The 2,251-nt window shown below is 68.9% G+C and carries 1 protein-coding gene; it reads left to right on the forward strand.

Features of this window, described 5'->3' with window-relative positions:
• Positions 1 to 2,251, forward strand: a 2,251-nt coding sequence (locus G4D87_RS36855; RefSeq protein WP_163787454.1) for a condensation domain-containing protein, incomplete at both ends; no start/stop codon positions are given.

Genomic DNA, 2,251 nt, shown 5'->3' on the forward strand with positions numbered 1-2,251 from the left:
AGGCTGTACCGCACGGGGGACAAGGTGCGGTGGTTGGGGGATGGGAGGCTGGAGTTCATCGGGCGGACGGACTTCCAGGTGAAGGTGAGAGGCTACCGGGTGGAGCCCGGGGAAGTGGCGGCGGTGCTGCGCGAGCACCCCGAAGTCCAGGATGCCGTCGTCGTTGCTCGCGAGGAGGGAGCTGGCGGCAAGCGGTTGGTGGCCTATGCCACCCCCGCGGCGCAGCCGGCACCGGACCCGGCCGCGCTCCGTGCATTCCTCCAGCAGCGGCTCCCGGCGCACATGGTGCCTTCGGCGTTGGTGATGTTGGACGCCCTGCCGCTGACACCCAATGGCAAGGTGGACTGGCGGGCGTTGCCAGCCCCCGAGCGTTCGGAGGACGTGTCACGGCCATTCGAGGGGCCTCGCGACGCGAAGGAGGCGGCCCTGGCCGCCATCTGGGAACAGGTGCTGAGCCGGTCCCAGGTGGACATCCACGAGAACTTCTTCGAGCTGGGCGGTGACTCCATCATCGCCATCCAGGTCGTCTCGCGTGCCGAGCAAGCGGGCCTGTACTTCCGGGTGAAGCAGCTCTTCGACCATCCGACCGTGGCGACCCTGGCCGCGGCGGCGGGTGATGCTCCCACCGCCGACGCCGAGCCCGCCGTCGAACGCGCCTCCGGCCCCGCTTCCGGCTTCCCCTTGGCGGGCCTGTCCCAGGAGGATGTCGAAGACGTCTATCCGCTGTCATCGCTTCAGCACGGCATCCTCATCTCCCATCTTCAGGAGCAAGAGACTCAGCCGTACTTCAATCAAATCTCCTTCGAACTCGAAGGCCCCTTGGACGAAGCCGCCTTCACGGAGGCCTGGCGGCAGACGGCGGATCAATACGAAATCCTCCGGACCGCGTTCTTCTGGGAGGGGTTGGATGCGCCGCTCCAGGCGGTGATGCGTGAAATCTCGCTGCCCTTCGCCACCGAGGACCTGCGCGCGCTGTCTCCGGCGGAGCAGGAGGCTCGGCTGGCCGCGTTCTTCGAGGAGGACCGCCGCCGGGGGCTGGTGCTCTCCCGTGCTCCAGGCTTCCGGTTGACGCTGCTGCGCACGGGAGCGCGTGTGTGGCGCGCGGTGTTCAGCCTGACGCACCTGTTGCTGGATGGCTGGTCCACGCAATTGGTGTTGCGAGAGGTCTTCTCCCGCTACGAGGCGCTCCGGCGGGGCTTGACGTTGCCTCGGCGCGCGGTGCGTCCGTACCGGGACTTCATTGCGTGGTTGGGGCGGCAGGACCTCGGCGCGGCTCGGGACTTCTGGCGTGGCGCGCTCGCGGGTTTCACGGCGCCCACGCGGCTGGATTTCGGTGGGGCGCCGCGAGCGTCGACGCTCCTGGGGGAAGTCCAGCTGCGCATGAGCGCGGCGGAGACATCGGCGCTCGGAGCGTTCTCGCGCCGACACGGCGTCACGGGAGGCACGCTGCTGCAAGCAGCCTGGGCGCTGCTGCTGGGCCGCTACTCGGGCGAAGAGGACGTCCTGTTCGGACTGACGGTTTCAGGCCGGCCTCCGGAGCTGGCGGGCGTCGAGCAGATGGCGGGCCTGTTCATCAACGCCATTCCCGTTCGCGTGAAGCTGCCCGGGGCCAGCCCGGTGGTGTCGTGGCTGAAGGAGTTCCAGGCGTGGCTCCAGAACGCGCGGCAGTATGAGTCGTCGCCCCTGGTGGAGGTGCGCCGCTGGAGCGACGTGCCGCCGGGCCCCGCGCTGTTCGAGAGCCTCGTCGTCTTCGAGAACTACCCGCGCGATGCGGGCCTCACCACGATGTCGGACGAGCTGATGGTGCGCAGCCCGTACATCGTCGAGGTGGATTCCCACCCGCTGACGATTCTCGCCGTTCCGGGACGCGAGTGGCAGCTGCGCCTCACCTATGACGCCAGGCGCTTCGATGCGGCAGTCGCGAAGCGAGTGGTGGCGCAGGTCCACCAGCTCCTGCGCGAGCTGTGTGTCCCCGAGCACCGCACGTTGTCGGAGCTGTCGTTGATGTCGGCGGAGGAGCGGCGCCGGGTGGTGAAGGAGTGGAGCGGGCGGAGCGTGGAGTACCCGCGAGACGCGTCGCTGGCGGAGCTGTTCGAAGCGCAGGTGGAGCGGACGCCTGAGGCGGTGGCGGTGGAGTGGGCTGGGCAGCAGGTGAGTTACGGGGAGCTGAATCGCCGAGCGAACCAACTGGCACACCACCTGAGGGGAATGGGCGTGGGCCCCGAGGTGCGGGTGGGCGTGTGCGTGGAGC

The sequence above is a fragment of the Myxococcus vastator genome, from assembly GCF_010894475.1.
GTDB classification, from domain to species: domain Bacteria; phylum Myxococcota; class Myxococcia; order Myxococcales; family Myxococcaceae; genus Myxococcus; species Myxococcus vastator.